Origin of the sequence: Nesterenkonia sp. PF2B19, from assembly GCF_001758425.2 — a bacterium.
Classification (GTDB): Bacteria; Actinomycetota; Actinomycetes; order Actinomycetales; family Micrococcaceae; genus Nesterenkonia; species Nesterenkonia aethiopica.
On sequence record NZ_MDSS02000014.1, the window covers coordinates 16,978 to 42,391 of the forward strand.

General features: G+C 70.2%; 22 protein-coding genes and 1 pseudogene. 19 read left to right on the forward strand and 4 right to left on the reverse strand.

Annotation, left to right across the window (positions count from 1 at the left end; all coding sequences use genetic code 11):
• The first annotated feature begins 69 nt into the window (after window positions 1–69).
• The 17 genes from BCY76_RS06125 to galK all read left to right on the forward strand — a co-directional run bounded on the left by BCY76_RS06125 (window position 70) and on the right by galK (window position 22,000).
• Entirely contained in the window at window positions 70–1,368 is a 1,299-nt protein-coding gene (locus BCY76_RS06125; RefSeq protein WP_070160392.1) for an ABC transporter substrate-binding protein, read from the forward strand.
• A 282-nt stretch (window positions 1,369–1,650) separates the two neighbouring features.
• Window positions 1,651–4,176 carry a right-handed parallel beta-helix repeat-containing protein gene (locus BCY76_RS06130; protein ID WP_085437356.1) on the forward strand — a complete coding sequence of 842 codons (2,526 nt, stop codon included), beginning with the start codon at window positions 1,651–1,653 and terminating at the stop codon, window positions 4,174–4,176.
• Between the two features lie 260 nt (window positions 4,177–4,436).
• Window positions 4,437–5,714, forward strand: a complete 1,278-nt coding sequence (locus tag BCY76_RS06135) for an ABC transporter substrate-binding protein (RefSeq protein ID WP_070160386.1) — start codon at window positions 4,437–4,439, stop codon at window positions 5,712–5,714.
• On the forward strand, window positions 5,714–6,997 hold the full coding sequence (locus BCY76_RS06140; protein WP_070160396.1) for an ABC transporter substrate-binding protein: 1,284 nt from the start codon (window positions 5,714–5,716) through the stop codon (window positions 6,995–6,997). The genes BCY76_RS06135 and BCY76_RS06140 overlap by 1 nt, the downstream gene beginning before the upstream one ends.
• 160 nt (window positions 6,998–7,157) lie before the next feature.
• Window positions 7,158–9,887 (forward strand): glycosyl hydrolase, encoded by a 2,730-nt coding sequence (locus BCY76_RS06145; protein ID WP_085437358.1) that lies wholly within the window; start codon window positions 7,158–7,160, stop codon window positions 9,885–9,887.
• 9 nt (window positions 9,888–9,896) lie between these two features.
• The gene (locus BCY76_RS06150) at window positions 9,897–10,646 is read left to right on the forward strand and encodes a metallophosphoesterase family protein (RefSeq protein WP_070160381.1); all 750 of its coding nucleotides are present in this window, start codon (window positions 9,897–9,899) and stop codon (window positions 10,644–10,646) included.
• A gap of 73 nt (window positions 10,647–10,719) precedes the next feature.
• Entirely contained in the window at window positions 10,720–12,774 is a 2,055-nt protein-coding gene (locus BCY76_RS06155) for a DUF2264 domain-containing protein (protein WP_083277524.1), read from the forward strand.
• Window positions 12,771–13,556, forward strand: coding sequence for a sugar phosphate isomerase/epimerase family protein (locus BCY76_RS06160; RefSeq protein ID WP_070160379.1), 786 nt, complete (start codon window positions 12,771–12,773; stop codon window positions 13,554–13,556). The genes BCY76_RS06155 and BCY76_RS06160 overlap by 4 nt, the downstream gene beginning before the upstream one ends.
• Window positions 13,557–13,645: 89 nt before the next feature.
• Window positions 13,646–15,073 (forward strand): serine hydrolase domain-containing protein, encoded by a 1,428-nt coding sequence (locus BCY76_RS06165; protein ID WP_170922611.1) that lies wholly within the window; start codon window positions 13,646–13,648, stop codon window positions 15,071–15,073.
• Between the two features lie 221 nt (window positions 15,074–15,294).
• The gene (locus tag BCY76_RS06170; protein ID WP_070160375.1) at window positions 15,295–16,581 is read left to right on the forward strand and encodes an ABC transporter substrate-binding protein; all 1,287 of its coding nucleotides are present in this window, start codon (window positions 15,295–15,297) and stop codon (window positions 16,579–16,581) included.
• A 29-nt stretch (window positions 16,582–16,610) separates the two neighbouring features.
• Window positions 16,611–17,003: a beta-galactosidase gene (locus tag BCY76_RS19855; protein ID WP_272896822.1), complete on the forward strand. Its 393-nt coding sequence runs from the start codon at window positions 16,611–16,613 to the stop codon at window positions 17,001–17,003.
• A 23-nt stretch (window positions 17,004–17,026) separates the two neighbouring features.
• Window positions 17,027–17,764, forward strand: a complete 738-nt coding sequence (locus BCY76_RS19045) for a hypothetical protein (protein WP_272896823.1) — start codon at window positions 17,027–17,029, stop codon at window positions 17,762–17,764.
• Window positions 17,728–18,390 (forward strand): hypothetical protein, encoded by a 663-nt coding sequence (locus tag BCY76_RS06185; RefSeq protein WP_085437360.1) that lies wholly within the window; start codon window positions 17,728–17,730, stop codon window positions 18,388–18,390. Before BCY76_RS19045 ends, BCY76_RS06185 begins: the two co-directional genes overlap by 37 nt.
• Window positions 18,391–18,418: 28 nt before the next feature.
• A complete protein-coding gene (locus BCY76_RS06190) occupies window positions 18,419–18,805 on the forward strand; it encodes a hypothetical protein (protein WP_070159780.1) in 387 nt (128 codons plus the stop codon).
• A gap of 62 nt (window positions 18,806–18,867) precedes the next feature.
• Window positions 18,868–19,662, forward strand: coding sequence for a DeoR/GlpR family DNA-binding transcription regulator (locus BCY76_RS06195; RefSeq protein ID WP_070159778.1), 795 nt, complete (start codon window positions 18,868–18,870; stop codon window positions 19,660–19,662).
• Between the two features lie 41 nt (window positions 19,663–19,703).
• Entirely contained in the window at window positions 19,704–20,810 is a 1,107-nt protein-coding gene (galT, locus tag BCY76_RS06200) for a galactose-1-phosphate uridylyltransferase (protein WP_070159776.1), read from the forward strand.
• Complete coding sequence (gene galK / locus BCY76_RS06205; RefSeq protein WP_237090008.1) at window positions 20,807–22,000, forward strand: galactokinase; 1,194 nt, start codon at window positions 20,807–20,809, stop codon at window positions 21,998–22,000. Before galT ends, galK begins: the two co-directional genes overlap by 4 nt.
• 18 nt (window positions 22,001–22,018) lie before the next feature.
• Here the strand turns inward: galK and BCY76_RS06210 are convergent, their stop codons facing one another.
• The 4 genes from BCY76_RS06210 to BCY76_RS06225 are packed head-to-tail and all read right to left on the reverse strand — an operon-like array spanning window position 22,019 to window position 23,337.
• Window positions 22,019–22,369 carry a type II toxin-antitoxin system PemK/MazF family toxin gene (locus BCY76_RS06210; RefSeq protein WP_070159774.1) on the reverse strand — a complete coding sequence of 117 codons (351 nt, stop codon included), beginning with the start codon at window positions 22,367–22,369 and terminating at the stop codon, window positions 22,019–22,021.
• Window positions 22,363–22,605 carry a hypothetical protein gene (locus BCY76_RS06215; protein ID WP_070159772.1) on the reverse strand — a complete coding sequence of 81 codons (243 nt, stop codon included), beginning with the start codon at window positions 22,603–22,605 and terminating at the stop codon, window positions 22,363–22,365. The genes BCY76_RS06210 and BCY76_RS06215 overlap by 7 nt, the downstream gene beginning before the upstream one ends.
• A 40-nt stretch (window positions 22,606–22,645) precedes the next feature.
• On the reverse strand, window positions 22,646–23,035 hold the full coding sequence (locus BCY76_RS06220; protein WP_070159770.1) for a VOC family protein: 390 nt from the start codon (window positions 23,033–23,035) through the stop codon (window positions 22,646–22,648).
• Entirely contained in the window at window positions 23,032–23,337 is a 306-nt protein-coding gene (locus BCY76_RS06225) for an ArsR/SmtB family transcription factor (RefSeq protein ID WP_070159768.1), read from the reverse strand. The genes BCY76_RS06220 and BCY76_RS06225 overlap by 4 nt, the downstream gene beginning before the upstream one ends.
• A 157-nt stretch (window positions 23,338–23,494) precedes the next feature.
• On the opposite strand from BCY76_RS06225, the pseudogene BCY76_RS06230 reads away from it, so the two are divergent.
• A pseudogene (locus BCY76_RS06230) lies at window positions 23,495–24,668 on the forward strand (Gfo/Idh/MocA family protein).
• A 59-nt stretch (window positions 24,669–24,727) separates the two neighbouring features.
• Window positions 24,728–25,414: a ThuA domain-containing protein gene (locus BCY76_RS06235; RefSeq protein ID WP_070159767.1), complete on the forward strand. Its 687-nt coding sequence runs from the start codon at window positions 24,728–24,730 to the stop codon at window positions 25,412–25,414.

Sequence of the window (25,414 nt, forward strand, 5' to 3'; positions counted from 1 at the left end):
ATTGACCTGTGAGGTGAGTCACCTTAGATTGTCAGGACAAGGTGAACGATCACTCTCCAGGGGGACATCATGGACCATCGCCGTTCCACGCCCGTGCCGCGCCGCCGCCGTCGCGCCACGGTTCTGACCGCCGGCCTCGCCGCCGCCACGCTGGTGCTCGCCGGCTGCGGAGGACAAGAGGGCGACGACGGCGACGTCACCCTCCGCTTCGTCTGGTGGGGCTCGGACGCCCGTCACCAGAACACCCAGGAGATCATCGATGCCTTCGAAGCGGAGCACCCGCACATCAGCATCAATGGAGACTTCGGCGACTGGGACGGCTACTGGGACCAGCTCGCCACGCAGACCGCCGCCGCCGACGCCCCGGACATCATCCAGATGGACGAGCTGTACCTGCGCGAGTACGCGGACCGCGGCTCGCTGCTGGACCTGGACGAGGTGGACACCTCGCAGATGGACGAGACCGTGGTGGACAACGGCCGCACCGAGGGCGGCCTGTACGGAGTGACCATCGGCATCAACGCCTTCACCGTCCTGGCCAATCCGGACCTCTTCGAGGAGGCCGGGGTGGACATGCCGGACGACACCACCTGGACTTGGGGCGACTACCGGGACATCGCCGTCGAGCTCAGCGAGGGCCTCGACGGCGCCTGGGGTGCTGGCGGCTTCGACGAGACCGGCGGATTCCAGACCTGGGTCCGCCAGCAGGGCGGACATCTCAGCGATGAGGACGGGCAGCTCGGCTTCACCGCGGAGGATGCCGAGAGCTACTTCGAGTACCTCGTCGAGCTGCTGGAGGCCGGAGCCACGCCGTCGGCCTCCGCGCTCGCGGAGGACCAGGGAGTGGGGCCGGATCAGTCGCTGACCACCGCCGGCCAGGTGGCGATGCGCGCCTGGTGGTCCAACCAGTCGGTGGCGCTCTCCGAATCGGCGGGCACCCAGCTGGAGCTGCTGCGGTTCCCCAGCCACACCGGCAGTGCCGAGGATGCCATGCCCTGGTACAAGTCCTCGATGTTCCTCTCCGGCAGCGCGACCACCGATCACCCGGAGGAGGTCCAGCAGTTCATCGACTTCTTCGTCAACTCGGAGGAGGCCGCGCTGATCGACATGGCCGAGCGTGGCATCCCGCCGAACAACGAGATCCGCCAGGTGGTCACCGAGGAGCTGGACGGCGCCCAGCTGGTCATGGCCGAATACATCGACGAGATCGAGGGCGAGCTCGGTCCTTCCGAGCCTGTGCCGGCCATGGGCGGGTCCGCGTTCCAGCAGATCCTCTACCGGTACCAGGACGAGGTGCTCTTCGACCGCATGTCTCCGGCCGACGCCGCCGAGGCGATGGTCTCCGAGATGGAGTCCGAGATCCGGTAGCGGGCTGCGCGCCTCTGTCGCCCTGCCCCGCGCGCCCCGTCGCACCTGTCCCGCGCGCCCCGTCGCACCTGTCCCGCTCCGCCGCGCCCTCCCCGTCCAGATCTCTGATCCCCACGCAGATGCGAGGGGCTCGAGAATCTGGTCGGGGCGCGCGGGCGCCATTCCCGCGCTGTATCGCCGCATGCCGCATCGGCACCGGAAAACGCTCTCCTCAGCATTGAGCAGTGACTCATCTCACACATAGGGTCAGGGGGTCCTATCGCCCACTCCCTGAGGAGATCCATGGATTCCCCACGCCGCCGCATCCGCCGCGCACCGCTGGCGCTGCTCACCGCCTCGGCGCTGCTGGCCACCACGATCACCGGCGCCACTGCTGCCACGGAGAGTGCCACCGGCCCCGAAGACGCCGACCGCTGGCACACCGCCCACACCGGAGTGGGCTCCGGCGGCGAGGTCATCACCCACGACGACGGCACACTCACCTTCGACGCCGTCGGCAACAGCGGCAAGATAGCCGACTCCGAGGACGGTTTCTGGTACCACTACACCGAGGTCGACCCGGAGACGGAGAACTTCACCCTGGAGGCGACCTTCGAGGTCGAGGACGCCTCCGGCAAGGACAATCAGTCCGGGTTCGGGCTGATCGCCGTCGACGACTTCATTCCGAACTCCGGCGCCGCCCGGTACTTCAACTCCGCCGGGACGCAGGTCGCGAAGTACCACACCAGCCTCGACGGCGAGACCGGCACCCGCTACGGCACCCCCGGCGGGAAGGTCGTCCACGGCTATACGGAGGCCCCCACGCAGAACTCCTCGGACCGGGACATGACCGATTCCCGGGCCTTCGACTGGCACCACAAGGACGGCCTCGTGGAGGGGGGCAACACCAACCCGCCCCGGTTCGAGGCCGGGGACGTCTACGAGCTGAGCCTGCGGAAGTCCAACACCGGGTTCCACGCGATCTGGCACCGCGACGGCGAAGAGCTCGAGTCCATCAGCTACGACCCGAACATGCTCCTGGTCCAGGACGAGGAGCGCTACTACGTCGGGCTGTTCACCGCACGCAACATCCGCACCGCCGTCACCGACTGGAGCTTCACCACCATCCACCCGGACGACGACGAGGATCCGCTGGAGCGTCCCACCGAGCAGGTGACGCCGACCCTGTCCGCAGACATCACCAGCACCACCCCGCACGCCGAGATCGAAGTGCCGCTGCTCGCCGACGCCTACGGCGAAGCCGTCATCCTCGACGAGGACGGCGAGGAGGCCACCGAGACGGTGGACCTCGAGCCCGGCCAACGCGAGCTGGTGGAGCTCGCCGGACTGGAGCCCGGGGACAACTCCTTCACCGCCCGGCTGACCCCACACGAGGAGCAGCCGCACTACGAGAACTGGGAGGAGCTGGCCTCCACCGATCCGGTGGAGCTGGAGCTGAGCTTCCATGTGGCCCGCTACGGCGACCCGGGAGAGTCCCTCCACGTGGCCCCGAACGGCGACGCCGACGGTGACGGCACCCAGGCGGACCCGCTGGACCTGCCCACCGCGGTCGCCTATGCCCAGCCGGGTCAGCAGATCGTGCTGGCCGAGGGCACGTATCGGCCGCAGGAGGCGATCGTCGTCGAGCGGGGCCGCGACGGCACCTCCGAGCAGCCCATCACGCTGATGTCCTCCCCCGAGGGCCGCGCCACGCTGGACCTCTCGGAGTCCTCCACCGGCGGCCTGGTGCTGCGGGGCGACCACTGGCACCTCCATGACCTGGAGATCACCCGCTCGCGCGGCTATCAGAAGCCGCTGCTCATCCAGGGCCACCACAACGTGATCGAACGGATCGAGACCCACCACAACGGGGACACCGGACTGCAGATCTCCGGCAACGGCAACGAGCCGTTCGAGATGTGGCCCTCCCACAACCTGGTGGTCTCCTCGGAGTCGCACAGCAACGCGGACCCCAACGTCAACGACGCCGACGGCTTCGCCGCCAAGCTCACCGTGGGGGAGGGCAACGTCTTCCGCCACACGATCTCGCATCACAATATCGACGACGGCTATGACCTCTATGCGAAGTCGACCACCGGGTCGATCGGCACCGTGACCATCGAGGACTCAGTGGCCTACAGCAACGGCTGGCTCGAGGAGCAGGGTCTGGACGTCCTGCGCCAGGGCAACGGCTTCAAGCTCGGCGGCGAGTCCATGCCGGGGGACCACCTGCTGCGCAACTCGGTGGCCTACAACAACCTCTCCCACGGGGTGACCTCGAACTCCGGCCCGGATGTGCGCCTGCAGGACGTCACCACCGTGGGCAACGGGTTGGTCTCCGAGGAGATGGGTGGGTCCGGCATCCAGCTGCACACCAACGCGCCGGAGACGGCCTATGAGATCACCGGTGCGCTGTCCTGGCGGGGCAGCCGCGAGGACTCGCTGCAGCTGGGCCAGGAGGACACCTCGCTGCTGCAGGACCCGAGCAACTACTTCGACGGGCAGCGGGCCGGTGAAGACGACTCCCGCCCGGCGGAGGTGACCGAGGACTGGTTCGAGTCCGTGGACGTCGACGGCGTCCGCCCCGAGATCGGTGAGGACGGTTCGGTGCAGATGCACGGTCTTCTGGAGCTGACCGACGTCGCCCCCGAGGGCACCGGCGCGCGCATCGGCGCCATCGAAGAGCCCACGGTCATCGAGCTGATGCCGGAGGTCGGCAGCGGCTCGGGTGACGGCGGTTCGGGCGACGGCGACCGCACGCCGCCGCGCGGGCCGGGCAACAACAACGGCAAGGGCCATGGCGCCGGGGAGCATCCGGTGCACGGCTGAGCGACGCTGCCGGCGCTGCCCACGCCCCACCCAGATTCTCGATCCCCAGGCAGGTGGTCGGGGCTCAGCGATCTGGGTGGGGCGTGTCGGTGCATCGGACGATGCGCGACGGGCATCGCCGAATATGAATCGATTCATTGACTGTGCTGTGTATCATACATAGCCTGATGAGCAACCTGATCGCACAGGGGCGGGGCGCGAGATTGAATCGTTACACTTCGGGATCGGAGCCCCATCACCGCATACACGAGGGGACACGCATGAAGCACACGAAGCTGGTCACGCTGACCGCGGCGGCCGCCGTCGGGGCCGTGACGCTCACAGCCTGCGGCGGCGGAGACGGCGGAGGCGACGCCGGAGGGGACGAAGAGGTCCACCTCCGCGTGGCCTGGTGGGGATCCGACCACCGGCACGCCAACACCCAGGCGATCATCGACGACTTCACCGAAGAGCACCCGCACATCACCATCGACGGTGAGTTCAACGACTGGACGGGCTACCAGGACACCCTGGCCACCCAGGTCGCCTCGGGCGACGCTCCCGACGTCGTGCAGCTCGATGACGAGTTCATCCGCGAGTACGCCGACCGCGGCGCCCTGCTGGAGCTGACCGACGTCGACACCTCCGGCATCGACCCCACGATCGTGGAGGGCGGCCAGTCCGAAGGTGTCCAGTACGCCATCCCCACCGGCGTCAACGCCCTGGTCATGATGGCCAACCCGGAGCTCTTCGAGGAGGCCGGCGTGGAGATTCCCGATGACACCACCTGGACCTGGGACGACTTCATCGACATCTCCTCGACCATCCAGGAGGAGACCGGCGCCTACGGCACCAACAACCCCATCGCCCAGACGCTCATGGTCTGGCTGCGCCAGCAGGACAAGGGGCTGTTCACCGAGGAGGGCCAGCTCGGGGCGGAGTCCGAGGACATCGAGGAGTACTTCACCTTCCTCGAGGAGCTCATCGACGAAGGCGGCCTGCCGAGCGCCTCGGAGATGGCCGAGGAGGAGTCCGCCGTCATGGAGGACTCCCTGATCGCCACCCACCGCGCCGCGATGGGCATGTCCTGGACCAACCAGCTGCCCGCCCTGACCGAGGCGGCCGGAGTGGACCTGATCCCGCTGCGCTTCCCCAGCCCCACCGGTCAGGCCGAGGACAACGGCCTCTGGTTCAAGAACACCATGCTGCTGGGCGCCACCGCAGGGACCGACCACCCCGAAGAGGCGCAGCTGTTCATCGACCACTTCATCAACTCGGTGGACGCGGGCATGCACAACATGATGGACCGTGGACTGCCGTCCAACGACGAGGTGCGCGAGGCCGTGGTCGAGGAGGTGGACGGGCAGGACCTGGTGGTCGCCGAGCTGGTGGACGCGCTCGGGGACGAGATCACCTCGGCCGAGCCCATGCCGCCCGTCGGATTCACCGGCATCTCCGACGAGCTCTCCCTGCGCAGCCAGGACGTCTTCTTCGGCCGCATGGATGCCGATGAGGCCGCGGAGTCCTTCGTCGACGCCGCGAACCGCATCCTCGAGTGATGGGCATCCGCACCGCACGCCTGACCGGCGCCGCACTCGCCGCCGTCGTGGCCCTCACGGGCTGCGGCGCCGGCGGTGCGGGCGACGGGGACGCCGCAGCGGCGGACGAGGACGTCACGCTCCGCTTCGCCTTCTGGGGCTCGGACACTCGGGTGCAGAACACCGAGGCGATCATCGAGATCTTCGAGGAGGACCACCCGCACATCGAGGTGGTCATCGAATACAACGACTGGGACGGGTTCTGGGACCAGCTGGCCACCCAGGCCGCCGGAGGCCAGGCGCCCGACATCTTCCAGATGGACGCCCCCTATCTGCGTGAATACGGGGAGCGCGGCGCTCTGCTGGACCTCTCGGCGGTGGACCTGAGCGCAATGCCGGAGGAGATCATCGAGTCCGGCACGGTCGACGGCGAGTACTACGGGCTCGCCTCCGGAATGAACGCGGTGGCCGTGGTGGCCAATCCGCGGCTCTTCGAGGAGGCCGGCGTCGAGATGCCCGACGACTCCACCTGGACCTGGGATGACTTCGCGCAGATCGCGGAGCAGATCAGCGCGGAGCTCGACGACGTCTACGGCGCCTCCGGGCCCGCCGAGCCGCAGTCTCTGCAGGCCTGGGTGCGCCAGCAGGGCGTGCAGCTCACCGACGCCGACGGTCAGCTCGGAGTGGAGGTCGAGCACCTCGAGGAGTATCTGCGCTTCACCGACGAGCTGCGCCGTTCCGGGGCCTACCCGCCGGCGGAGATCATGGTGGAGGAGCTCACGGCCCCGCAGGACCAGTCGCTGGAGGCCACCGGCGGCGCGGCGATGGCGTTCAGCTGGACCAATCTGCTCGGTGCCCTGCGCGATGCGGGCGGGGAGGAGCTCGAGCTCCTGCGCCTGCCCAGCCCCAGCGGAGACGTGGCCGACGCCCAGCAGTGGTACAACACCGGCATGGTCTCCGCCTCGGCGACCACCGAACATCCGGAGGAGGTCGTGGAATTCCTGGACTTCTTCGTCAACGACCTGCGGTCGGCGGAGATCAACATGACCGACCGCGGTCTCTCCGCCAACACGGAGATCAGGCCGCAGCTGATGAACAGCATGGACGAGGCCAATACGGCCGCCACGGAGTTCATGGACACCATCGAGGACGAGCTCGGCGAGCCGGTGCCGGTGCCCGCCACCGGCTTCGGGCAGCTGGCCGACATCATCCACCGCTATGAGGCCGAGGTGTTCTTCGAGCGCATGACCCCTGCCGAGGCGGCCGAGGCCATGCACGCCGAGTTCGAGTCCACCATCGGCTGAGGACGGCCGACGCCGGGCCAGCCCGGCATAAGACGCGCCGCCGGGTCCCTGTGATCCGCCCGGCGGCGGAGGCCCCGCGGGGTCTCATGGAGGGGACGGCCTGGTGCGAGGTCGTCCCCTCCAGCACGACCACCCATCCGACACCGTTGAGAGGCACTCCATGACGCCGGCCGCTTCCCCCGCCCAGACTCGCGCTGAGACCCCCGCCCAGACTCCCGCAGAGGTTCCCGCAGGGGCCCAGGTCGCTCGGGCGGAGCTGCTGGAAGGCTTCCGTGCCCCCGACCCCGCCGCCCGCCCCATGATGCGCTGGTGGTGGTTCGGTCCCGACGTCGTCCGGGACGACCTGGTACGGGACCTGGACAGGATGCGCGAGGCCGGCCTGGGCGGCGTCGAGGTCGCCGTGGTCTACCCGCTCAGCGCCCGGACGGACCGCTACCTCTCGGAGACCTTCCTGGCGGATCTTCGGTTCGCCGCCGAGGCCGCACAGCAGCGGGGCCTGCGCTTCGACGTCACCCTGGGCTCCGGCTGGCCCTACGGCGGGCCCCATGTGGACGAGTCCACGGCGGCCCGGAAGATCAGCTGGACCCACGAAGAAGTCCCGATGGCCGCGCATCGGCTGCCGATCCCCGCCGTCTGGCCCGGCGACGAGTTCATCGCCGGCTACATCGGCGACGGCACCACCCACGAGACGCCTCAGGCCTTCACCCCGCTGGCGACCGACGGCGGGGACTTGCTCATCCCGGAGGGCCGGGGGCCGCGGGTGGTCCTCATCGCAGTGTCCCGGCTGACCCGGCAGGCGCTGAAACGTGCCGCCGTCGGGGCCGAGGGCTGGGCGCTGGACCACCTCTCGGCCGAAGCTGCCCGCGCCCATCTCGACGCCGTCGCGGAGCCGCTGGTCGAGGCCGTCGGGGTCGATCGGATCGGCACCGTGTTCTGCGACAGCCTCGAGGTCTACGACGCCGACTGGACGCCGCGGCTGCCGGAGGAGTTCGCCGCCCGACGCGGCTACGACGTCGTGCCTCACCTGTGGAAGCTGCCCCTGCCCGGGCAGGAGGGCGCCGCGTTCCGCGCGGACTACCACCGCACGCTCACCGAGCTGCTGGAGGAGAACTTCATCCGCGTGATCGGCGACTGGGCCCGGCAGAAGGGTGTGCCGTTCCGGATCCAGGGCTATGGGGAGCCTGCCGCCACGGTGAGCTCCTACCGGCACGCGGACCGCTATGAGGGCGAGGGCTGGGGCTGGGACGTGGTCACCGCCTGCCGGTGGGCCAGCTCCGCCGGGCAGATCCACGGCCAGCAGGTGATCTCCTCCGAGGCCTGGACCTGGACGCACTCGCCGTCCTTCCGTTCCACCCCGCTGGACATCCTGGCCGAGGCCCAGGACCACCTGCTGATGGGCATCAACCAGTTCATCGGCCACGGCTGGCCGAACTCTTCGCGGCCCGAGGACGGCAGCCTGGGGCGGGTCTTCTACGCCTCCGGGGCTCTGGATGATCGCAACACCTGGTGGGCCGCCGCTCCGGCCCTGTGGGGCACCGTCCACCGGCTGTCCTGGCTGATGCGGCAGGGGCGCCGCCTCTCCGACGTCGGGATCTACGTGCCCGCCCGGGACGTCTATGCCGGATTCGCCGCCGCCGGCCGCCGCGACCTCTACAAGGAGACCCGGCAGCACATCGGCGACGAGCTGCCGCATGCGCTGCGCACCGCCGGGGCGGACTTCGACCTGTTCGACGACGACGCCGTCGCCCACCTGGATCCGGGGCGGTTCCCCGTGGTGGTGCTTCCGTCCGCCCGCGACATCCCCGAGCCCACGCGGGCCTGGCTGGCCGCCGTGGTGGAGGCCGGCGGGGCGGTGCTGGACCTCGGCGGCACTGCGCGGCTCGGGGTGAGCGTGGACTCGGCCGCTGAGGCGACCCGGTGGGTGTCCGGCCCGGTGCGCCTGGCCGGAGCCGACGGCGCGCCGAATGAGACCGTCGCCGTGACCACCCGGCAGCTGGGGGCGGGCCGATCGGCCCTGCGGGTGCACTTCGTGGCGAACACCGGCTCCGCGCCTGCCGAGGTGACGCTGTCCTTCCGACAGGACCCCGGGCGGGACCCCGCCGGGTCCACGGTGGAGCGTTGGGATGCGGAGACCGGTGAGGTGCTCAGCGTCCATCACCTGGATCCGGGCGGCGAGGGCGGCGACCTGCCGTTGCGTCTGGAGGCCTATGAGGCCGCCGTGCTGATCCAGCACGACGGCGAGCCTCAGGAGGGTGACCAGGTGAACCCGAGCAGCACCTCGGCGGCCGGGGACGAGGCCGCCGTCGAGCTCACCGACTGGCAGGTGCGCTTTCCGGACGAGCCGGAGCCGCGTCCCGTCTCGCTGCCGCATCAGTGGGAGCAGGTGCCCGGGCGGGAGCTGTACTCCGGCGCCGCCGAGTACACGACCACCCTCCGGGTGGACGACGACGCCCGGCAGGTGATCCTCGACTTCGGAGCCGCCGAGCCGCATGAGCTGGCCGATCCCGCCTCCAGCGGACTCATGGAGGCCTCCTTCCGGGCCGAGGTGACTCCGCCGGTGGGCGTGGTGGCGGTGGTTCGGGTGGACGGGCGCGAGGCCGGCGTGGTCTGGCGGACCCCGTACCGGGTGGACCTCACCGGACTGGTCACCCCCGGGGGCACCCATGTGCTCACCGTGGAGGTCGCCAATGTCACCAGCCACCGCCTGGCCGCCGACGACGCCCTGACCCGCATGGTGGAGACCGCCCGGGAGCATCACGGCCGCCGCTTCGGCATGCAGGCCCTGGAGCTGGCGCTCGCCGACGTCGCCTCCGGGCTGCTGGCGGTGCCGCGGCTGCGGGTGGGCCGAAGGAGCCGTCTCCGCCCCGTTCGATCGACACCCCTCGGGTAACGTCTGATCATGCGTATCGCCGCCATCGCCGACGTCCATGGCAACTGCTTCGCCGCGGAGGCCGTCCTTCAGGTCCTCGATGCTGAGCGAGCCGATGTGCTCGTCAACCTCGGAGATCATCTCTCCGGAGGTGTCGCTCCGGCGGAGACGGCGGACCTGCTGATGCGTGTCGGCATCCCCACGATCGATGTCCGGGGAAACCACGAGCGGCAGGTGCTCGAGACGCCGCCCGAGGACATGGGAGAGTCCGACCGACTGGCCCATGATCAGCTGGAGGACCACCACCGACGCTGGCTTGCCGAGATGCCGCTGACGGTGGAGATTCGCCCCGACGTGCTGGCGTTTCATGGCACGCCCACCAGCGACACGGAGTACCTTCTCGACACGATCACTCCCGACGGCGCCAGGGCGGCCGAGCCTCACGAGGTCGAGGAGCGTCTCGGGGGATTCCTCTCCTACGACCTGTTGCTGTGCGGGCATACGCACCTGCAGCGGGCTGTCACGCTCTCCAACGGCTCACTGGTGGTGAACCCGGGCAGCGTCGGCTATCCGGCCTATGACTCCTCGACGCCGTACCCCCATGTGATGGAGGCGGGCACGCCGCACGCCCAGTACGCGATCATCGATGACGTCTGTGGTCGGTGGAGGGTCGAGCTGCGCTCCATTGCCTATGACTGGGACCAGGCGGCCGCCCTGGCCCGCCACCATGGACGGAGGGATGTGGAACATGCCCTCCTCACGGGTCGAGTGCTGGGGTGAGGCTTCGAGTCTTCCGCTCTCGGCGTCGTCCATGAGATCAATGAAGCCTGACCACAGAAAGGCGAGCCCTTCCATGACCCCAGGTCACCAGCACATCGTCCGTCCCGGCGACATTCTCCCCGGTTCAGGGATCCGCTTCCCCGAGCCGGACTGGGAGTCCAGCCCGTACACGGGATACACGCGCGCCCACTGGGAGGCGATGGCGGACCACCTGGTCGGCTCGGCCTGGCAGTGGGCCAGCCCGGCCGGGGCGCATCTGAACCTGCCGGGTCCCGCATCGCGTAGCGGGGTCCGCTCGGACGGCCTGGAGGGCTTCGCCCGCTCGTTCCTGGCCGCCGCTTTCCGGGTCCGCGGGGCCGACGGTGCGGACCCGCACGGCTGGCTGGACCGCTACGCCGAGGGCCTGCGGGCAGGGACCGCGCCCGCGGGGTCTCCGGGAGCGGAGCCGTGGCTGACCATCCGGGACCATGACGTCCAGGGGCAGCCGATGGTGGAGTCCGCCTCCATCGCGCTGTGTCTGCGCCTGACCCGCCCCTGGCTGTGGGACCGGCTCGACGAGGACGTCCAGGACGCCGTGGAGTCCTGGCTGCGCGGAGCGATCACCTCCCTGCCGGCGGCCAACAACTGGTACCTCTTCCCCTACTCGGTGGCCGGCTTCCTGGAGTCCGTGGGCCGTGGGGACGAGCTCACCGCGGCCGCCCGGGAGCGGGCCCTGCACCTGCTGGAGCAGTGGAACCTCGGGCAGGGCTGGTACACCGACGGCGACGGGCAGAGCATCGACCACTACATCGGCTGGGCGCTGCACCTCTATCCGGTCCTGGACGACCACCTGCGGGGCGAGTCGGGGATCCACGGCTCCCGCCTGGAGGAGTTCCTCCAGGAGTACCGGCACCTCTTCGGCGCCGACGGCGCCCCGCTGTTCCAGGGCCGCTCCATGACTTACCGGTTCGCCGCCGTCGCCGCCGTCGCGCTGGGGGCGGTCACCGGGGACACGCCGATGCCCCCGGGGGAGTCCAAGCGGCTGCTGAACGCCACCCTGCGCCACTTCCTGGAGCATGGCGCACTCACCGAGCACGGGCTGCTGAGCCTCGGCTGGCACGGTCCGCATCCGGCCACGGTGCAGCGCTACTCCGGGCCGGCCTCCCCGCTGTGGGCCGCCAAGGCGTTCGTCGGGCTGCTGCAGCCCGATGACGCACCGCTGTGGCGCAGCGTGGAGGGGCGCCGACCCCTGGACGACCATGACGTCGCCTTCGGCATGTCCGCCACCGGCTGGGCGGTGCAGGCCACCCGTGACGACGGCGTCGTGCGGATCCACAACCACGGCAGCGACCACCTCCGCCCGCACCAGGGGGAGGAGTCCGGCGTGGAGGATCCGCTCTACTCCCGGCTCGCGTACTCCACGGCCACCGGACCCACACCGCGCGGCGAGGTTCCGGACAACCACGTGGCCATCCGTTTCCGCGGGCGCACCAGTGTGCGCCGTCGGATCCACCGCATCGGGGCCGGTGGGGGCGGCGGATGGGCGTGGGCGGCCTCCTGGCACACGCCGATCTTCCCGCAGGGTGCACCGGCGATCCCCGGGCTCCGCGTGGAGTCCTGGGTGGTGGCCCGGGGAGCCGACGAGGTCCGCATCGACCGGATCATCGGTGCATGCTTCCCCCTGGAGGTCCAGCACACCGGCTGGGCCGTGCAGCCCGGCGGACACCTGCGCTCCACCCTGCAGGGGCTGCACGGCTGGCACGGCGAGGAGACGCTGAGCTCCCCCGCCGGCACGGCATTCGCTGAATGGTGCGAGATCCCTGCGCTGCAGGCCTCGCTCAGCGGCTCCGTCACGGCCGGGCCGGCCGTGCTGGTGTCGCACGCCCGCGTGACGGGCCGGACGGCCGATGTTGCCGCCGGTCATGCCGAGGGTGACACTGGCTCCACGGGAGACGCTGACGTGAGGGCCGACGCCGACGGCAGGGTCGACGCTGACGGCAGGGTCGACGCTGACGCCCCGGTCGGCGTCGTGGATCTGACCGTGACCCCGGAGGAGGTCTCCTTCCGCTGGGCCGGCGAGCCGGCGCTCATCACGGTGCGGTTCGAGGCCGCAGAGGTCCGGCGCTACGACGAGGGAGAAGGATCATGACCTGGAGGCTGAGCTTCAGCACGCTGGGGATGCCCGGCCGGCCCGTGGTGGAAGCGGTCCGCACCGGGCTGGATCACGGCTGCGACGGGATCGAGCTGCGCGTGCATCCCGATGAGGAGGTCACCCTCGGCATGGGGGAGACGGCCGCCCGGGAGGCGGCGAAGCACGTCACCGACGCCGGACTGCAGATCTCCTGTCTGGCCGGCTATGCGCGGGTCTGCGGCGGCGAGGATGGGGACGACGACGCCGTCATCGAGGAGCTGCGCGCACTGATCCGGCTCGCCGAGGTCATGGAGGCGCCGGCGATCCGCGTGTTCCCCGGCGGGACCTCCGCCGGCCGCCCGGCCGCGCGGCGCAGGATCGAGGCGGTGCTGGAGGACCTCGAGGCCACCGGGGTGCAGCTGCTGTTGGAGACGCACGACTCCCACCCGACCGCCGAGGACGTCCTGGCGCTGCTGGGGCCGCTGGCCGACGACGCCCGAGTCGGCGTCATCTGGGACGTGCTGCACCCGTACATCAACGGAGAGGAGCCGGCAGACTCCGCCCGCCTGCTGGGTGAGAACGCGCACTACGTGCAGGTCAAGGACGCCTCGATGGAGCGCGGGTGGGGTCCTGCCGTGACCGGGGAGGGCGACCTGCCGCTGGAGGAGATCGGGCGGCTGCTGGCCGGCGGCTCCGGCTGGATCTCCCTGGAGTGGGAGCGCGCCTGGTATCCGGAGATTCCGGAGATCGCCGTGCCGCTGGCCGCCACCGCCGCATGGTTCGAGAAGACCCTCCGGTGAGGCCAGCCCCGGGACCGGGATGGTTCCGCCGGCAGGTGGAGGACCACCTCCTTCCGCGGCTCCAGGCGCGAGGTCTCGTGATGCACAGCGTGGTGGTTGTGCACGCCGGGGAGCTGCAGCATGAGACGTACTGGCGGCCCTACGGACCCGACCGTCCGCATCGGCTCTACTCGGCGGGCAAGTCACTGGTGGCGCTGGCGGTCGGGGTGCTCCTCGACGACGGCGCGCTCAGCCTGGATGACCGCATCATCGACCACTTTCCCGAGCATGCCGACGGCGCCCACCCATGGATCCGGGCCATGGAGGTTCAGGACCTGCTGACCATGCGCACCGCGCACGGGCAGAGCACCTACACCCAGGTGGCGGACGCGGACTGGGTCCGCACCTTCTTCACGGTGGCGCCGACCCGGCCTCCCGGCGCCGTCTTCGCCTATGACACCTCCGCCACCCTGGTGCTCACCGCCCTGGTGGAGCGGCTGACCGGGCTGCCCTTCGAGGAGTTCTTCGCCGCCCGCATCGGCCGCCCCCTGGGCATGGGGCCGCTGCGCGCCCTGCGCAGCCCGCTGGGGCTCCCGGAGGAGGCATTCGCCGGCCGACCCACCTGGCGGGAGGTCGTGGAGAACCCGGGTGGCGTCGCCCATGGCGGTTCGGGGCTGTTCGCCGCCCCGCGGGACCTGGCGCGGATCGCCCAGCTGTGCCTCCAGCGCGGTCGGTGGGGCGATGAGCAGCTGGTCTCCGCCGAGTTCCTGCAGGCCGCCACAGCGGTGCAGACGCCCACGGTCACCGGCGGCTTCGTGCATCCCGAGGCACAGTGGGGTTATGGGTACCAGATCTGGCGCTGCCGGCGAGAGAGCTACGCCGCCTGGGGGATGGGTGGTCAGATCATGCTGGTGGTGCCCTGGCTGGACGCCGCCGTCGTCGTGACCGGAGACAACCAGCACCTCGAGTCCGACGCGCAGCTGCTGCACGACGCCCTGTGGAGCGAGCTTCTCGAGCCGCTGGCCGCGTGGACGCGCAGCGGCCGGTCTCCCGAGCCTGAGTCTCCTCCCGAACTGGAGCCTGAGCCCGTCCGGACCCGGGGGCTCACGCCGGTGGCCGGCGTCGCGCTGCCCGCGTCCGCGCCGCGCGACGCCGAGAGCTTCCGCGTCCGCGTCCGCCTGGAGGGGGCGTCGTCGGCAGAGTTCGACTCCCTGGAGCTGACCTGCGGCACGGACGGCGGAGAGCTCCTGCTGACCACCGCCGACGGCGACCGCAGGGTCTTCCCCTACCGCGTGGGAGGCCACCGAGAGCACCCGCTGCCCGGCTACGGCTACGAGACCCACACCTCCGCGGCCTGGCAGGGGAATGCGTTCTTCCTGCACGCCCATGTGGTGGGAGACTGGCTCGCCCAGCTGCAGGTTCTGGTCCAGCTCGCCGCGGATGCGGACGGCGCCCCCGACGTCGTGTGCCGGATGCAGGCCTCTGCTGAGCACTTCGCCCAGGAGTACGAGGGCCTGCTCATCGGGCGGAAAGACTGACGCCGCGATGCTCGGGTGCTCACCTGAGCGCGGTCACCCATACGCGGTGAGAATCACTGCATGTCCAAGGGGCAACGGCGAAGGCCGGTCAGTCCGTTGACGCTGTCTCCGACACCGCTCTACAGTCAGTGGAAACCGCTTGCCCAGTGATGGTGGTCACACTCTCACAGCTCGGGGGCCGGCGGTGACTCGCACCGTATCGCTCGATGAATGAGGACTCCATGACGACCTTCACACGACTGTCCAAACTAGTGGCGGTGACCTCGCTGTCAGCACTGGCGCTGACCGCCTGCGGCGGAGACGCCGACGGCGGTGGGGAGGCCGGCGGGGACGAGGACGTCCAGCTGCGCTTCACCTGGTGGGGCTCGGACTCCCGCCATCAGACCACCCAGGAGATCATCGACGCCTTCGAGGAGGAGCACCCGCACATCTCGATCTCCGCCGAGTACGGCGACTGGTCCGGCTACTGGGACCAGCTGGCCACCCAGTCCGCCGGCAATGACATGCCCGACGTCATCCAGATGGACGACAAGTATCTGCGCGAGTACGCGGACCGCGGCGCCCTGCTGGACCTCAGCGACGTCGACGTCTCCGAATTCGACCAGGACGCGGTGGACAACGGCCGCACCGAGGAGGGCCTGTTCGGCATCACCACCGGCATCAACTCCCTGGCGCTGATCGCCAACCCGGAGCTCTTCGACGAGGCCGGCGTCGAGCTGCCTGACGACACCACCTGGACCTGGGACGACTTCGCCGAGATCAGCGCCGAGCTGAGTGAGAACCTCGACGACGGCTACGGCACCAACGACCCCAACGAGCCCGGGGGCTTCCAGGTCTGGCTGCGTCAGCAGGACAAGCACATGACCACCGACGAGGGGGAACTCGGCTTCGACGCCGACGACGCCGCCGACTACTTCCAGTACTACCTGGACATGGTGGGTGAGGGGATTCCCTCGGCCGCTGTGATGTCGGAGAACCAGTCCAGCGGCCCGGACCAGTCCCTGCTGGGCACCGGTCAGGTGGCCATGGCGCCGTGGTGGACGAACCAGATCAACGGGCTCTCCGAGGCCTCCGGCGTGGACCTGGAGCTGCTCCGGTTCCCCAGCAGCACCGGCAGCGCGGAGGACAACGGCATGTGGTACAAGTCCTCCATGCTGATGTCCGCCGCGGCCACCACGGACCACCCGGAGGAGGCGCAGCTGTTCATCGACTTCTTCGTCAACTCCGAGGAGGCGGGGATGCTGAACCTGGTGGACCGCGGACTGCCCGGCAACAACTCGGTCCGCGAGGCTATCCTGCCCGAGCTCGAGGGCCCTGACCTGGTCTCAGCTGAGTTCATCGCCGACATCGAGGACGAGCTGGCCGGGCCCGAGCCGGTCCCGTCCCTGGGCTTCTCCGGCCTGCAGGACATCATCTACCGGTATGAGATGGAGGTGTTCTTCGAGCGCCAGTCGCCCCAGGATGCTGCGGAGAACATGATCTCGGAGATGGAAGCGGAGCTGAACTGACACCCCGGATCACCGCCGCAGAGAAGTGGATCTCCCGGGACGGGGAACCCTGGTTCCCCGTCACCGGGGAGATCCACTTCAGCCGGATCGCGCCCGAGCACTGGTCTGATGTGCTCGGTCTGGCGCGGTCCGGCGGACTCACGTCGGTGGCCAGCTATGTGTTCTGGCGGCATCATGAGCCCCGCCTCGGTGAGTTCGACTGGAGCGGTGCGCGGGATCTGCGGCGTTTCGTGCGGCTCGCCGCCGCCCACGGACTCGACGTCGTCGTCCGGCTGGGCCCGTGGTCCCATGGCGAGATGCGCCACGGAGGCTTCCCGGACTGGCTGGTGGACTCCGGCATCCCCCTCCGGCAGGACCACCCCGAGTACCTGCGCTTGGTGCGGCGGCTCTATGGCAGATCATCGCCCAGCTGGAGGGGCTGACCCACGACGACGGCGGCCCTGTCATCGCCGCGCAGATCGAGAACGAGCTGGCGGATCAGCCGGAGCACCTGGCCACGCTGCGGGGCATCGCCGAGGAGCACGGGCTCCGCGTGCCGCTGTGGACCGCCACCGGATGGGGGCGAACCCTGCTGCCCCGGCGGGACCAGGGGCTTCCCCTGCTGCCGGTCTGCAGCGGCTACGCCGACGGCTTCTGGGCGGACTCATCCGTCGAGCAGCTGCCCTTCGCCGCCGCGCACTTCCACTACGAGGAGGTCCGCGACGACCTCGACGACGGCCAGCCCAGTGAGATCCAGCCCAGTGCGGTGCTGGCCAGTGCCGCCGACGCCCCGTTCATCACCTGCGAGCTGGGCGGCGGCATGCATGTGGCCTATCACCGCCGCCCGCTGGTCACGGCCGAGGACGTCGCCGCTCTCGCCCTGGCCACAGTGGGCAGCGGCTCCGTCTGGCAGGGCTACTACATGTACGCGGGAGGCAGCACCCCGGACGGGGATCAGGAGTCCCAGGAGGCCGGGCAGCCCCAGGATGTGCCCCGCATCAGCTATGACTTCGGCGCGCCGCTCGGCGAGCACGCCACCGTGCGGGCGCACCACGGGATGCTCCGCCGCCAGCACCTGTGGCTCGCCGCGGAGGGCTCCCGGCTGGCCCCCATGCGCAGCACGGTCGGGAGCGGGGTCGCGGATGATCCACGCAGCCTGCGCTGGGCGTGCGCACCGACGGCGAGTCCGGCTGGCTCTTCCTGAGCACCTATCGCCCCCACGGACACCTCGACCCCCAGCCGCAGCTGCAGCTCCATCTGGGTGCCCGGGAGGGGCTGCGCCGGCCCCAGACCGTTCCTGCCCGGCCGATCGACCTCCCGGCGGGGGTCTCCACCGTGTGGCCGGTGAACCTCCCGCTCGGCGGGCCGGAGGGCCCTGTGCTGCGCTGCGCCACCGCCGAGGTGCTGACCCGGCGTCGAATCGAGGGCGGCTCCGCCGAGCTGCTGGTGCTGACCGCGCGCGGCGCGCGTCGCGTCCAGCTGCTCCTCGCCGGTGAGCCGGAGATTACCGGCCCCGGCCGCAGGTCGGTGACCTCCACCGGCGACACGCTGCTGGAGTTCAGCGCCGTGCCGGGCCCGGAGGACCTGGTCCGCTGCGGAGAGGTGCGCATCATGATCCTGGACGAGACCGACGCCGATCGACTGGGTGTGCTGGCTGACCGGATGGTCCTGAGCTCCGCACCCGTGCACGCGGATCCGGAGTCCCCGGGCGGGCTGGTGGTGCACACGGAGGAGTCGGAGGTGGAGCTCGCGGTCTTCGACGACGCCGCGGCCCGGTGGCGGCGTCGTCGCGTCCACGCTCCGCGCGCGGCGACCAGCTGGTGCTGCTGATGACCTGGCCCCGCCGGCCGCGGTCCCGGTGCCACGAGCCGGCGGCCCGGAGGGCCGGCTCGCCGCACCCGAGGACTTCAGCGGCGCCGCCGTCGTCGAGTTGGACGTCCCTGCTGAGCATCTGGCGGAGGACGGGCGGCTGCTAGTGCGTGTCGACTGGACGGGAGATGTCGGCAGGGCCTGGATCGGTGACAGGCTGGTCAGCGAGCACTACTGGCACGGGCGCGTGTGGGAGCTCGAGGTGACCGCCTGGCGGGAGGAGCTGCGGGCCGCTCCGCTGGTCCTGGAGCTGCTGCCGTGGAGCGCTGAGAGCGGGGTCTGGGTGCATCCGTCCGTGCGTCCGGTGCGGACGGGCGTGCATCTCAGGAGGGCGTGGCTGGTGCGCCGCGCACGACATCTCGTCGCTCCATGTTGATTCTTGTTTGATCATGGTGGTTTAATGGCTGTGACGTGAACCACCTACCTCTGTGAGGTCCCATGCTGGCAGCCCAGCGCCAATCCCGCATCGCGGAGATCGTCCAGACCGACGGCGCCGTGAGCGTCACCGCTCTGGTGGAGCAGTTCGGCGTCTCCGACATGACGATCCGCCGTGACCTGGACGCCCTCGCCGCCCAGGGCGCCCTGGTGAAGGTCCACGGCGGGGCCGTGAGGGCCGAGACCCGCCGCACCGAGGAGCCCGGCTTCGAGGCCAAGTCCGGCCAGATGGAGGCGGAGAAGGCCGCGATCGCCCAGGAGGCGGCCCAGCTGGTGCGCCCGGGCACGTCCGTGGCGCTCTCGGCAGGCACCACCACGTGGGCCCTGGCCCGCCTGCTCCGCGAGGTCGAGGACCTCACGGTGGTCACCAACTCCACCCGCATCTCCGACGTCTTCCAGGCGGAGCCGCGCGCAGACCGCACGGTGATCCTCACCGGCGGCGTCCGGACACCTTCCGACGCCCTCGTCGGACCACTGGCTGCGGCCTCTCTGCGCAGCCTGCACGCCGATCTGGCCTTCCTTGGCGCCCACGGGGTGTCCGTGCCGGAGGGCTTCACCACGCCGAACTACCTCGAGGCCGAGACCAACCAGGCCCTGTTGGCCACAGGGCAGCGACGCATCCTGTTGACCGACCACAGCAAATGGGGCGTGCTGGGCATCTCCACCTTCGCCGAGCTGACGGAGGTGGACATGGTCATCCTGGACGGCGCGCTGCCGGCGGAGGCGGCGGACGCGCTGCGCGACCACATCGACGAGGTGCGTCTCGTCAGCCCGCGTACGGCGCGTGCCGCCGGCTGATCGGCCCGTCCCCTCGCCCCACCCCTCAGGAGAGAACACCGGTGAACAGAACCCAGGCCACGCTCGCCGACGGCCGCGAGATCTTCTTCTACGACGACGTCGCCCGCACCCGTCAGGTGCATGACACCCGCGATATCAGTCGCCCCGGCGGCGGCTCCGAGCTGCGCTGGGACGCCTATCTGGGCGAATGGGTGGCCGTGGCGGCCGCGCGGCAGAACCGCACCCACAAGCCTGCCACCAACGACTGTCCGCTGTGCCCCAGCACTGAGGAGCGGGCCACCGAGATCCCCCAGTCCGACTATGACGTGGTGGTCTTCGAGAACCGCTTCCCCTCCCTGGCCGGCGGGCCCGCCCTGCCCCCGGACTTCGCGGAGGCGGCCATCGCCGCCGGAGAGGACCTCACCACAGTGCGTCATCCCGGCGCCGGACGGTGTGAGGTCGTCTGCTTCACCCCCGAGCACACCACCTCGCTGGCCCAGCTGGACGTGCGGCGCCTCCGCACCGTCGTCGACGCCTGGGCGGACCGCACCGCCGCCCTGCTGGCGATGCCCGAGGTGGATCAGGTGTACTGCTTCGAGAACCGGGGCGAGGAGATCGGGGTGACGCTGCATCACCCGCACGGCCAGATCTACGGCTACCCGTTCCCCACTCCCCGGACCTCGAGGATGCTGGAGCAGGCACGAGCGACCCGCGAGGCCACCGGAGAGGACCTGTTCGCCCGGACGCTGGCCGCCGAGCGGGCCGCCGGGGAGCGGGTCATCGCCGACAACGAGCACTGGACCGCCTTCGTGCCGTCCTGGGCCCGCTGGCCCGTGGAGATCCACCTCATGCCGCACCGCAGCGTGCGCACCCTGCCGGAGCTGACCGACGACGAGCGGGACGCCTTCGCCGCGCTGTATCTGGATGTGCTGCAGCGCGGGGATCGGCTCTTCGCCACGCCGCTGCCCTACATCTCCGGCTGGCAGCAGGCGCCGGCCTCCGCCGAGGGCACCGACTTCCGGCTGCACCTGCAGCTGTTCTCCATCCGGCGGGCGGACACCAAGCTGAAGTACCTGGCCGGCTCCGAGTCGGGCGTCGGGGTGTTCATCAATGACATCCCGCCCGAGCAGATGGCTCAGCGACTGCGGGAGGCAGGTGAGACCCGGTGACGGAGGTGCTGCTGGAACGCGCAGAGGCGGTGCGGGAGGAGTTCCGGAGGGTCTTCGGCGAGGCCGCCGACGGCGTCTGGGCCGCCCCGGGGCGGGTGAACCTCATCGGGGAGCACACCGACTACAACGACGGCTTCGTCCTGCCCTTCGCCCTGCCACAGGCCACGCTCGTCGCCGCCCGCCGGCGCGCGGACGGCCTCGTGCGGGCGCATTCGCTGTTCACGGGGGAGACCGTCGAGTTCGCGCTGGAGGAGCTGAGGCCCGGCGGCGTGGACGGCTGGGCGGCCTATGTGGCGGCCATGTGCTGGTCCCTGCGTACCGCGGGCCAGGCAGGTCTGCTCGCTGAGGACGTCGACGTCGCAGGCGTGGACCTGCTGATCGAGTCCGACGTCCCGCACGGGGCGGGGCTGTCCTCCTCGGCGGCGCTGGAGTGCTCCGTGGGGCTGGCCGTCGCCGACCTCGCCGGCGCGGCGGTGCGGCCCCTGGAGATGGCGCGCCTCGCCCAGCGTGCCGAGAATGACTACGTGGGCATGCCGTGCGGGCTGATGGACCAGATGATCTCCATGCTCGGGCAGGCCGGGCATGCGGTGCTCTTCGACACCCGCAGCCTGCAGCCCACCCCGGTGCCGCTGGCCCCGGAGGGCGACGCCGAGGTGCTGGTCATCGACACCAGGGCCCCGCATCGTCTGGTCGATGGGGAGTATGCGGCCCGACGTCGGCAGTGCGAGGAGGCGGCCCGCGTCCTCGGTGTGGAGTCGCTGCGGGTGCTCAGCGACACGGAGGCCGACGTCGCCGAGATCCTCACCCCGGTGGAGGACGAGGTGCTGCGGCGCCGGGCCCGGCATGTCCTCACGGAGAACCGTCGCGTGATCGAGACCGTCGATCTGCTGCGCGCCGGCGACCTGGCCGGCGTCGGGGAGAGGATGCGCGCGTCTCACCTGTCCCTGCGGGACGACTATGAGGTCACGGTGGAGGAGATCGATGTGGCCTTCGAAGCGGTCTCCGCCCAGGGCGTGCACGGCGCGCGCATCACCGGAGGCGGCTTCGGCGGCTGTGTGATCGCCCTGGCTCCGGTGGGGCTGCATGAGCGGGTGCGGTCTGCGGTGAGGGAGGCCTTCGCTGCGGACCGGTTCACCGAGCCGGAGGTGTTCCGGGCACCGCCGGCCGCCGGTGCCCGCCGCGTGGTGTGACGGGGGTGACCCACCCGGTCACGCCCGCAGGTCGAGCACCTGTCGCAGGCCCTCGTCGACTCCGTCCATCAGGTGAGCAGGCACCTGACCGACAGGGTGAGCATCGAGGTCCCGACGGTCGACGGTCATGAGTGCCGTGACATTGGCGACGGAGTCACGAGGAAGACCCGTGAGGGCTGCTGGCAGGAACCTGTTGCCCGGCATGGCAGCGAGTGCGGTGTTGGAGGTCAACGCCACGACGATCGTGGTCGCCAACCGACTGGCATTGTATGAATCGTCCTGGATGATCAGCACGGGGCGCCGCTTGGCGGGGGCGCTCGAGGTCGGAGGCGGGAGGTGGCACCAATGGATGTCGCCCCTCCTCACCATTCGTCGTCCCCGTCAGCCATGCGATGTCCGGAGGCGACGGCGAAGCGAGCCGATTCGTCGGCATTGACCACATCCACGACGCTGTCGATGGTCGCTGTCGTGTCGTGGGCATCGAGCTCGTCCGCGTAGCGCTCGGCGGCCTTCGCGTAGAACTGCGACCTGTTCATGCCGTGTCTCAGTGCCACGCGCTCGGCGCGTTCGAAGGTCCCGTCGGGTACTGATATCGCAGTCTTCATGAATCGAGTATAACCGGGTATGACTCGGAGCTCCAGGAGCTCACCGCTTGTGCTCGAGCAGCTGGATGAGATTGCCGCAGGTGTCGTCGAAGACCGCCATGATCGCGGGGCCGATGTCCATGGGCGGCTGGGTGAACTCCACGCCGCGGGCGGTGAGGCGCTCGTGCTCGGCGGCGACGTCGTCTACGGCGAAGGAGGCGAACGGGATGCCGTCAGCCACCAGCGCCTCCTTGAACGGAGGGACGGCCGGATGGCCGCTGGGCTCGAGCACCAGCTCGGTGCCGTCGGGGTCTTCGGGCGAGACCACGGTGATCCAGCGGGCCTCGCCCATCGGGATGTCGTGGCGGACCTGGAAGCCCAGCACGTCGGTGTAGAACTGCAGTGCGCGGTCTTGGTCGTCGACCATCACGCTCATCTGGTGAAGTCTCATCGGGGTTCCTCCTGGTCAGGTGGGGTGGTGTGCGTCGGGATCAGCCAGCGGTCCACGATCGGCTGCAGCGGGGCGGTGTTGATGCGGTGGATCTTGTAGCGGCCGCGCCGGGAGGTCTCCACCAGCCCGGCCTCCTCCAGGACGTCCACGTGCTGGGAGATCGCCTGCCGGGACGAGCTCAGCTGGTGCTTCGCGTAGAGCCGGGAGCAGATCTCGAAGAGCGTCTGCTCCTCGTTCTCCGTGAGTCCGTCGAGGATCGCCCGGCGCGTGGGGTCGGCGAGGGCTTTGAAGACGTCGGCCATGCCCGCACATTACGCAAGTGACTGATTGCATGTCAAGCATTCCAGGGCCGTCATTCCCGTCGGGGGTGACGGTCCTCTGGCAACGTCGGGCCTATATCGATACAGTGATGCTGATCACCAGTTCATGCCAGACCTTCCCATGCCTCAAGGAGAGACGATGTCTCAACCTGTCCGGATCGCGGTCATCGGCCATGCTTCATGGGTGCGGCCCATCTGCACGCCTGGCGCACCGCGCCGCGCTTCTTCGATCTCCCGCGTCGGCCCGAGGTCGCGCTGCTCGTCGGACGGGACGAGGCCCGCACCCGCGCGGCGGCCGAGAAGCTCGGCGTCGAGGAGATCGCCACCGACTGGCGCGACGCCGTGACCCGGGAGGACATCGACGTCGTCGACATCTGCACCCCCGGTGACACCCACGCGGTGATCGCGGAGGCCGCCCTGGCCGCAGGCAAGCATGTGCTGTGCGAGAAGCCGCTGGCCAACTCGGTGCAGGAGGCGGAGTCCATGGCCGCCGCCGCGGCGCAGGCGGCCGAGCGGGGTGTCCACACGTTCTGCGGCTTCAGCTACCGCCGCACCCCGGCGCTGGCCCTGGCTCGCCGCTTCGTGGAGGAGGGGCGGCTGGGCGAGATCCGGCATGTGCGGGCGCAGTACCTGCAGGACTGGCTCTCCGACGCGGACGCGCCGCTGACCTGGCGACTGGACAAGGAGACTGCCGGCAGCGGCGCCCTGGGCGACATCGGCGCCCACTCCATCGACGCCGCCCAGTGGGTGACCGGCCAGCAGATCGACGGCGTCTCGGCGCTGCTGCACACCTTCGTCACCTCCCGCCCGGTCTCCGGCTCCGCGGAAGGGCTCGGCGCGCCGGGGACGTGACCGGGGAGCGCGGGCCGGTGACGGTCGACGACGCGGCCGCCTTCACCGCCCGGTTCTCCGGCGGCGCGGTGGGCGTCTTCGAGGCCACCCGGTTCGCCCTGGGCCGGCGCAACGCCAACCGGCTGGAGATCAACGGCTCCCGAGGCTCGGTGGCCTTCGACTTCGAGCGGATGAACCAGCTGGAGTACTTCGACGGCGATGACCCCCAGCAGACCCAGGGATTCCGGACCATCCAGGTCACCGACGCCGTCCACCCCTACACCGACCACTGGTGGCCGGTGGGTCACGGCCTGGGCTACGGGGACCTCTTCGTGCACCAGGTGGCCGACGTGCTGACCGCCCTGGATGCCCCCGAGGGTGCCCGGCCCGACTTCGGGGAGGCCCTCGACGTCCAGCGCGTGCTCGACGCCGTGGAGCGCAGCGCCGAGGATTCCAGCCGGTACACCTCCGTGACCCGCTGAGGGCCGCCTGATCGCCTGACCACCCCTTCGTCTGACCACGTTTTCGTCTGAGGAGATCCATGACCAAGAGAGCGCTCATCGTCCGCGGCGGCTGGGACGGCCACCAGCCCATGGAGGCCACCGAGCTGTTCCTGCCGTTCCTTCGGGAGAACGGCTACGACTGCCAGGTGCACGATTCCCCCGAGGTCTACGCCGATGCGGACACGATGGGGGAGGTGGATCTGATCGTGCAGTGCATGACCATGTCCACCATTGAGGCCGACCAGCTCACGGGCCTGCGCACCGCCGTCGCCGGTGGGGCCGGTCTGGCCGGCTGGCACGGCGGCATCGCCGACTCCTACCGGAACAGCGACGGGTACCTGCAGCTGATCGGCGGCCAGTTCGCCCACCACCCGCCGGTGGCGCCGGAGGAGCGCACGGGTGAGCAGTCCGACTACTACATCCCGTATCGGGTGGACGTCCTGGAGAAGGACCACCCGATCACCCGCGGCATCGAGAGCTTCGACCTGGTCACCGAGCAGTACTGGGTGCTGCACGATGACCTGATCGACGTGCTGGCCACCACCACGCTGCCTCGTCGGGACTTCGACGATTGGGAGCGCCCGCACGTCAACCCGGCCGTGTGGACTCGCCGCTGGGGGAAGGGGCGGGTCTTCGTCTCCACTCCGGGCCACCGGGTGGAGGTCCTGGAGCATCCCAGTGTCCGCACCATCATCGAACGGGGGATGCTGTGGGCGAGTCGATGA

What these genes read in the sequence shown, in the direction of transcription:
- BCY76_RS06125 (WP_070160392.1), top strand. Translation starts at nt 70, where the DNA reads ATGGACCATCGCCGTTCCACGCCCGTGCCGCGCCGCCGCCGTCGCGCC.
- BCY76_RS06130 (WP_085437356.1), top strand. Translation starts at nt 1,651, where the DNA reads ATGGATTCCCCACGCCGCCGCATCCGCCGCGCACCGCTGGCGCTGCTC.
- BCY76_RS06135 (WP_070160386.1), top strand. Translation starts at nt 4,437, where the DNA reads ATGAAGCACACGAAGCTGGTCACGCTGACCGCGGCGGCCGCCGTCGGG.
- BCY76_RS06140 (WP_070160396.1), top strand. Translation starts at nt 5,714, where the DNA reads ATGGGCATCCGCACCGCACGCCTGACCGGCGCCGCACTCGCCGCCGTC.
- BCY76_RS06145 (WP_085437358.1), top strand. Translation starts at nt 7,158, where the DNA reads ATGACGCCGGCCGCTTCCCCCGCCCAGACTCGCGCTGAGACCCCCGCC.
- BCY76_RS06150 (WP_070160381.1), top strand. Translation starts at nt 9,897, where the DNA reads ATGCGTATCGCCGCCATCGCCGACGTCCATGGCAACTGCTTCGCCGCG.
- BCY76_RS06155 (WP_083277524.1), top strand. Translation starts at nt 10,720, where the DNA reads ATGACCCCAGGTCACCAGCACATCGTCCGTCCCGGCGACATTCTCCCC.
- BCY76_RS06160 (WP_070160379.1), top strand. Translation starts at nt 12,771, where the DNA reads ATGACCTGGAGGCTGAGCTTCAGCACGCTGGGGATGCCCGGCCGGCCC.
- BCY76_RS06170 (WP_070160375.1), top strand. Translation starts at nt 15,295, where the DNA reads ATGACGACCTTCACACGACTGTCCAAACTAGTGGCGGTGACCTCGCTG.
- BCY76_RS06195 (WP_070159778.1), top strand. Translation starts at nt 18,868, where the DNA reads ATGCTGGCAGCCCAGCGCCAATCCCGCATCGCGGAGATCGTCCAGACC.
- BCY76_RS06210 (WP_070159774.1), bottom strand. Translation starts at nt 22,369, where the DNA reads ATGGTGAGGAGGGGCGACATCCATTGGTGCCACCTCCCGCCTCCGACC.
- BCY76_RS06215 (WP_070159772.1), bottom strand. Translation starts at nt 22,605, where the DNA reads ATGAAGACTGCGATATCAGTACCCGACGGGACCTTCGAACGCGCCGAG.
- BCY76_RS06220 (WP_070159770.1), bottom strand. Translation starts at nt 23,035, where the DNA reads ATGAGACTTCACCAGATGAGCGTGATGGTCGACGACCAAGACCGCGCA.
- BCY76_RS06225 (WP_070159768.1), bottom strand. Translation starts at nt 23,337, where the DNA reads ATGGCCGACGTCTTCAAAGCCCTCGCCGACCCCACGCGCCGGGCGATC.
- BCY76_RS06235 (WP_070159767.1), top strand. Translation starts at nt 24,728, where the DNA reads ATGACCAAGAGAGCGCTCATCGTCCGCGGCGGCTGGGACGGCCACCAG.